The 6,608-nt window shown below is 71.3% G+C and carries 6 protein-coding genes; 1 reads left to right on the forward strand and 5 read right to left on the reverse strand.

All coding sequences use genetic code 11. From position 1 onward, the window contains the following. The coding region (locus tag ACWEBX_RS36220) for a GntR family transcriptional regulator (protein ID WP_451888991.1) at positions 1-889 on the reverse strand (889 nt) is incomplete at its 3' end. A gap of 299 nt (positions 890-1,188) precedes the next feature. Between ACWEBX_RS36220 and ACWEBX_RS36225 the strand changes: the two genes are divergently transcribed. After that, complete coding sequence (locus ACWEBX_RS36225; protein ID WP_451888992.1) at positions 1,189-2,625, forward strand: cellulose binding domain-containing protein; 1,437 nt, start codon at positions 1,189-1,191, stop codon at positions 2,623-2,625. A 91-nt stretch (positions 2,626-2,716) separates the two neighbouring features. Here ACWEBX_RS36225 and ACWEBX_RS36230 read toward each other — a convergent pair whose 3' ends face one another. The 4 genes from ACWEBX_RS36230 to ACWEBX_RS36245 form a co-directional block, all read right to left on the reverse strand. Then, positions 2,717-3,643 carry an SGNH/GDSL hydrolase family protein gene (locus tag ACWEBX_RS36230; protein ID WP_451888993.1) on the reverse strand — a complete coding sequence of 309 codons (927 nt, stop codon included), beginning with the start codon at positions 3,641-3,643 and terminating at the stop codon, positions 2,717-2,719. Positions 3,644-3,858: 215 nt separating this feature from the next. Next, positions 3,859-4,509, reverse strand: a complete 651-nt coding sequence (locus ACWEBX_RS36235; RefSeq protein ID WP_451888994.1) for an acetoacetate decarboxylase family protein — start codon at positions 4,507-4,509, stop codon at positions 3,859-3,861. Further along, the gene (locus tag ACWEBX_RS36240; protein WP_451888995.1) at positions 4,506-6,218 is read right to left on the reverse strand and encodes a GMC oxidoreductase; all 1,713 of its coding nucleotides are present in this window, start codon (positions 6,216-6,218) and stop codon (positions 4,506-4,508) included. Before ACWEBX_RS36240 ends, ACWEBX_RS36235 begins: the two co-directional genes overlap by 4 nt. Before the next feature lie 11 nt (positions 6,219-6,229). Then, the coding region (locus tag ACWEBX_RS36245; RefSeq protein ID WP_451888996.1) for a TetR/AcrR family transcriptional regulator C-terminal ligand-binding domain-containing protein at positions 6,230-6,608 on the reverse strand (379 nt) is incomplete at its 5' end.

The following is a 6,608-nucleotide window of genomic DNA, read 5'->3' on the forward strand; positions in this document are numbered from 1 at the left end:
AGCGGGGCGATGCTCCGGCCCTCGCGTTCGGCGGCGGCCCAGTCGCGTGGGTGGAGCTGGTACTTCTCGGAGTGGAGAAGGTGACGGGTTCGCCCGGCAGGAAGTCTCCGGGCGGGATCCCGGGGTGGTGTCCGTCGCGGGGCGACGGGTGCTCGGAGCGGGGCCCAAGAGCCAGGCGGGAGACGATGCGGTAGCGGTCCCCGCGGTAGATCGAGTGGACGTACTCCACCGGCCGGCCGGAGGCGTCCGAGGTGAGGCGCTCGAACAGCAGCGCCGGGGACAGCTCCGGCACGTCGAGCAGTCCCGCCTCGTCACGGGTCAGGACCGTCGGCTCGATCGACTGGACCGCCTCGCTCACCTGGATCCCGTGCCGTTCACCGAGGTGCTCGTACAGGTCTCCGTTCTCCAGTTCGTCACTGGTCAGGTCGGGCACCAGGCCGGCGGGGACGTGCAGGTACTCGATGGCCATGGGTGAGCCGTCGACGAGGCGGAGCCGGGCCACGTACCGGATGTCCGCGGCCGGGGAGATGCGCAGCCTGCGGCCCACCCGGGCGCCGGCGGACATCGTGCTGAACTCCAGGAGTCTGCTGGTCCAGGTGCCCGCGGCCCGGGGCAGGCTGAAGTTCCGCCGGTCGGGCACGAGTTCCTGGGTGATCTTCTCGGCGGCGACGAACATGCCGCGTCCGTGCTCACGCACCAGGAGTCCGGCGACGACGAGTTGGTCCACGGCCGCGCGCAAGGTGGGCCGGGACACCCCGAGTTGCGCGCAGAGCGTGCGCTCGGAGGGGATGGCGTCGCCGGGACGGCGTTCCTCGATGAGTTCGAGGATCGTGTCCCGGACCCTTTCCCGCTTGAGTACCGCGCGGGAGGCGGCGGAATCGATCTCCATGCTTGACCCTCGCTCGTCGACGGTGCCGGCCAACTGGTATGACCCCTGACCCTAACTGGTCTGCTGGTCACAGGGATTACTTCCGCGCCGCTTCACCGCGCGAACAGCGAGCTCCCTTCAATCTTTCCAACTCACCTTGCAGACAAGGGGGTTGACGGGCTCATTGGTCTATGCCACTTTTCAGGCGACGGTCAACTGGTAAAGAGCGTCGGCCAACTGGTCAAGCACGGCATGTCTCCACGTGTTCCTGAGCACCCCCACCTCCCGCGGCCGGCGGGAGCCCATCGAAAGGAACCCCCATGAGAAACCGCCCCCTCACAGGCCGCCGTCGCGTGGCCCTCGCCCTGTCGGCCCTGCTGGGCGGCACCGCCCTGGTGGCCGTTCCGATGTCCGCCCCCGCCGCCGCGGCCGGAGGCCTCGCCGTCCAGTACCGCACCAGCGCGAGCGGCGCCTCCGCCGACCAGAGCGAGCCCTGGTTCAAGGTGCGCAACACCGGTTCCACGAGCGTGCAGTTGAGCCAGGTGAGGATCCGCTACTACTTCAAGGCGGACTCGGCGAGCGCCACGTACCGCTTCGCCTGTTCCTGGGCGGTCAAGGGATGCGCGAACGTCACCGGCACGTTCGGCACCCTGGCCCACCCCACCGCGACGGCGGACAGGTACCTGGAGATCGGCTTCACCTCCGGGGCCGGCGCACTGACACCGGGCGCCGACACCGGGGACATGCAGCTTCGCTTCTACCAGTCGAGCTGGCAGTCCCTGAACCAGGCGGACGACTACTCCTTCAACGGGGCGCAGACCTCGTACGCGGACTGGAACAAGGTCACCGCGCAGCTCGCCGGAGCCACCGTGTGGGGCACGGCGCCCGAGGGCAACGGCCCCACGGATCCGACCGACCCCACCGACCCGCCCACCGACCCGCCCGGGAGCGGCAAGGCGCTGTTCGACGACTTCGCCTACTCGTCGTCCACCGACCCGGCGATCTCCGCGCACGGCTGGAACGTCCGCTCCAACTCCGGTGGCCCCGGCGTCCCGGGCGCGACCTGGGACCCGTCCAAGGTCACCTTCCCCACCGTGTCCGGCAACAAGGTCATGAACCTGGAGACCTCGACCGCGGGCACCGGCGAGTCGACCAGGCAGACCGAAGTCCTCACCAAGAGCACGAAGTTCAAGAACGGCACCTACGCGGCCCGGGTGAAGTTCGCCGACGCTCCCAAGTCCGGCCCGGACGGCGACCACCTGGTGCAGACGTTCTTCACCATCAACGACCTCACGGCGCCGATGGCCGACGACTACGCCGAGTACGACTTCGAGTACCTGCCCAACGGCGGCTGGGGCGAGACGGGCAACATCCTGTACACGACGTCCTGGGAGACGTACAACCCCGACCCCTGGCAGGCCGTCAACCAGCACACCGAGGCCCGCCAGAGCTACGCCGGCTGGCACGACCTGGTCCTCACGATCGACAACAGCAGCATCAAGTACTACATCGACGGACAGCTCTTCGGCACGCACGACGCCCAGTACCTGCCCGAGCGGCCCATGTCGATCAACTTCAACCAGTGGCTGATCGACCTCGCCGGGCAGACCTCGACCGGGGCGCGCGCGTACGACGAACAGGTCGACTACGTCCTGCACGTCAAGGACCAGGTGCTCACCCCGGCCCAGGTCGCCTCCAGGGTGACCGCCTACCGCAGCGCCGGCACCACGTTCGTGGACGAGGTGCCGGCTCCCTGACACCGCCGGGCCGAAGACCCCGCCGGGGAACGCGTGGGCGTTCGCCGGCAGGGACCGGTGCGGGGACGGCGGGGGCGTCGTTCGGTAGCGGTCAGTGGTGGTGGCCGGCTCCATGCCTCAGCTCGGCCAGTACCGCGCGGGCCATCGCCTCCTGGCCCGTGGCGTTGGGGTGGGCCGGAGCGGCGGGCGCGGTCGGGCGCAGCGGCTCGATCCAGCGGTCGGCGGGCGCCTTGCACATGTCGTGACCCACGGTCGGCGCGTACGTGTCCACGTACTCGGCCCGGTTCAGGGCCGCCACCGCGCGCAGCATCAGGTTGAGCCGCTTGCCGGTGTCGCGCAGATAGGGGAAGTCCTTCGCGGCGAACGGCACCGTCGGGTAGCAGCCGCTGCCGTCGTCGGGCAGCAGGTCGGGGTAGCCGACGACGACCACGCGGGCGTGCGGCGCCCTGGCGTGCACCTCGCGCAGCACCCGGGCGACCTTGGGCGCCGTCTGGAGGATGTTCAGGGTGAGCTGGTCGTAGCCCGCGGCACCGTAGTACTGCTGACAGGGGTTGCCCGCGAGGTCCTTCGAACTGAGCCCGGCACAGGTGGCGATGATCGAGCCGAAGCCCATGTCGTTGCCGCCGATCTGCACGGTCACCAGGTCGGTGTCGCGCTTCACCGCGTTGAGCTGGGGTCCGTTGGTGCCCTGCGCCTTCCACATCTCGTCGGTCTTCGCGCCCGAGCAGCTCACGTCCGTGAACGTGGCGACCTTGCGGGCGGCCGCGGTGATCGAGGGGTAGTTGTGGTCGGAGCGCGCGCAGTTCGCGTCGATCTGCTGAGGGATCAGCGGCCCGGACGTGTACGAGTCGCCGAGCGCGACGTAGTTCACGCCATGGCCCTTGTGCCCTTCGCCCGCCTGGGCGGGGGCTGCCGCCGCGACGCCCGCGACGAGCGCGCAACTGCTCAGCGCGGCACCCAGCGCCAGGGCGCCCCGCCGCCCTGGAACGGCGTTTTCCGGACGCGTGTGATCGTTCATCGTGCCCTCCCCTGAAACCTTGACAGCCTGCGGAACGGGTACCGGCGTCCCGCGGCGCACGGGATCGCGGCGCCGCGACAGGCCGGACGGCTCCTGCCCGGCAGACCCAACCTGGTCTGTATACCGGCCGGTAGGCCGCCGGAACAGGGTTTGATCGCCCTCCACTTGTCCATTTCTCGTCCACCGACGGGCCGGTTCAGTCGGTGGCGTGCGGTCTACGGCGCGGCCGTCGGCCGCGTGGACGATGTGAGCGCGGCGTCCCCGAAGCGGAGGGTGAAGTCGTCGAGGGCCAGGCTGAACAGGGGCGGGCGGCGGCCCAACTCCCCCAGCGGGCCGTCCTCTTGCGCGGTCCATCGGGCCCGGGCCGTCCGTACGGCCGAGCGCGAGCGGACGGAGCTGGTCTTCAGCGCGCCGTCGAGGGTCTGCGTGACGCGATAGGTGAGGGGCCAGCGCCCAGGCAGCCGACGGCCGGGTTCGAAGACGGCCCCGGCCAGGGCGCCCTCGTCCGTCGCCGCCGCGGCCTGGACACCGACGGTCCTGTCGATGTCGAAGTCCGCCAACTCCTTCGGGATTCCCCACAGTTCGCGGCCGCCCGCCATCGAGGCGGCGCTGTCGACCCAGATGTCGGTGATGCAGACACGGGGACGGCCGCCGTCCCGTACGAGCACGGCCCGGAGCAGTTCGTTGTAGTGCAGGACGCTGTCGTTCTCGTAGACGACCCAGGCGGCGCCGACCGCTCCGCGCCCGGCGATGGTGACCGGCCTGGTGCCGTCGGCCACCCCGGGCAGTTCGCGGGCCGGCACCAGCCACAGCGACAGATACATCCGTCCGGCCAGATGCCAGGGTTCCTCGGGGTAGCGCGTCACGGGGTGTCCTTTCCGGTGGGAGGTTCCGGCAGCAGGGCGGCCGGTGCGCCCGCGGGCACGGCGGGGTGCCTCGGAGGTACCGGGCGCACGCGGCGATAGGGCAGGCCCGGTTGGGGCCGGGGGTCTTCCTCCCCCTGGTTGGGCCACAGGGCGACGGCCCGTTCGGCCAGGGCGGTGATCGTGAGGGAGGGGTTCACACCGAGGTTCGCCGAGATCGTGGAGCCGTCGATGACGTGCAGGCCCGGATGTCCGTGCAGCCGGTGGTACGGGTCCACCACGCCGGTCTCCGGGTTCTCGCCGACGGCGCATCCGCCGATGAGATGTCCGGTGGTGGGGATGTCGAACAGGTCGGCCCAGGTGCCGCAGGCCTGGCCGCCGATGCGCTCGGCGGCACGGCGGGCCGCCCGGTGTCCGGCGGGTATCCAGGTCGGGTTGGGGGTGCCCTCGCCGGGTCGGCAGGTCAGCCGCCCGCGCCCGGTGAGGGTGCGGCGGAGGTACGTCGTCACGGAGTTGTCGAGGGACTGCATGACCAGCAGGACGACGGTCTGCTGGGACCAGCGGCGCGGGTTGTGCAGGCTCGGCAGGTCCCGCAGATTGCGTGCCATCGCGGCCAGACCGGTGAGGAGCCGTGACCGGCCGCGGACGGGGTCGACGAGCAGGGCGCCGAGCAGCCCGAGCAGATTGCTTCCCCGGCCGTACCGGACGGCTTCGACGTGCGTGCTCTCGTCGAGGTGCACGGAGGAGGTGATGGCGACGCCGCGGCTGAAGTCGGTGGCCCTGTCCCTGGCCCTGACGCCGAGGATCGCCTCGGAGTTGGTACGGGTCAGCAGCCCGAGGCGGGGCGACACGTCGGGCAGGGAACCGCTCGCCCGCAGCCGGTGCAGCAGCCGCTGCGTCCCCAGGGCGCCTGCCGCGAAGACGACGTGCCGTGCCGTCAGGGTCCGTCTGCGGCGCCGCGGGCCTCCGCCCGTGCGTACCGAGGTGACGGCCCAGCCCTGGCCGTCCCGGGTGACGTCCGTGACCGTCCGCAGGGCCAGCACCTCGGCACCGGCACGTTCGGCCAGTCCCAGGTAGTTCTTGGGCAGGGTGTTCTTCGCGTTGTGCCGGCAGCCCGTCATGCACGCGCCGCAGTGCAGACAGGCGTTGCGCTCCGGCCCCGCCCCGCCGAAGTAGGGGTCCGCGACGCGGGCGCCCGGTGCCGAGCCGGGCGGCCCGAAGTGGACGCCGACCGGCACGGCCCTGAAGGTGTCGGCGCAGCCGAGATCGTCCGCCGTGTCCCTGAGGAGCCGGTCGGCGTCCGTGAGCAGGGGGTTGGGGGTGACGCCCAGCATGCGCCGGGCCTGGGCGTAGTACGGCGCTAGTTCGCCGCGCCAGTCGGTGATGCCGGCCCACGGCGAGCCCTGGAAGAAGGCGTCGGGCGGCTCGTAGAGCGTGTTGGCGTACCCGAGGGAGCCGCCGCCGACGCCCGCGCCGGTCAGGACGAGGACGTCGCCGAGCAGCGTCATGCGCAGGATGCCCGTACAGCCGAGGCGGGGAGCGAAGAGGTAGTCGCGCACATGCCAGGAGGTTCGGGGGAAGTCGGCGTCGGCGAAGCGGCGGCCCGCCTCCAGGATCCCGACCCGGTACCCCTTCTCGGTGAGGCGCAGCGCGGTGACGCTGCCGCCGAATCCGGAGCCGATGACGAGGACGTCGTAGTCGCGTGCGTCCATCAGGGCCTCCATCAGGGCCCCTTCGGTACGAAGTCGGCGAGGAGCGGGCCGATCAGTCGGGCGATGTTCGCCCGGCGGACCTCGGGAGGTTCGCCCGCGAGGCGTACCGGTCCTTCGAAGCCGGGCGTGTGGGCCGCGAGCGCGAGGTGCGGCAGCAGGACGAGCAGCAGTGACAGCAGCGCGTCGACGTCGGCGCCCTTGCGCAGGTCGCCGGCCGCGACCGCCCGTTCGACGAGGGGGCGCAGGCCGGCGAGGTAGAGGTCCTGCACCGGGGCGCGTACGGCGTTGCGGACGGCGGGGTCGAGCTCCATGTTGGTGGCCGCGGTGACCCCGCGTTCCAGTGGATGGCCGGCGAAGTAGTCGAACCAGGCCTCCAGCGCGTCGGTGAGG

It is taken from the genome of Streptomyces sp. NPDC005070 (genome assembly GCF_053600395.1).

Bases quoted from the DNA above. Each gene is read 5' to 3' on its own strand.
- ACWEBX_RS36240 (WP_451888995.1), bottom strand. From the start codon at position 6,218: ATGGACGCACGCGACTACGACGTCCTCGTCATCGGCTCCGGATTCGGC.
- ACWEBX_RS36230 (WP_451888993.1), bottom strand. From the start codon at position 3,643: ATGAACGATCACACGCGTCCGGAAAACGCCGTTCCAGGGCGGCGGGGC.
- ACWEBX_RS36225 (WP_451888992.1), top strand. From the start codon at position 1,189: ATGAGAAACCGCCCCCTCACAGGCCGCCGTCGCGTGGCCCTCGCCCTG.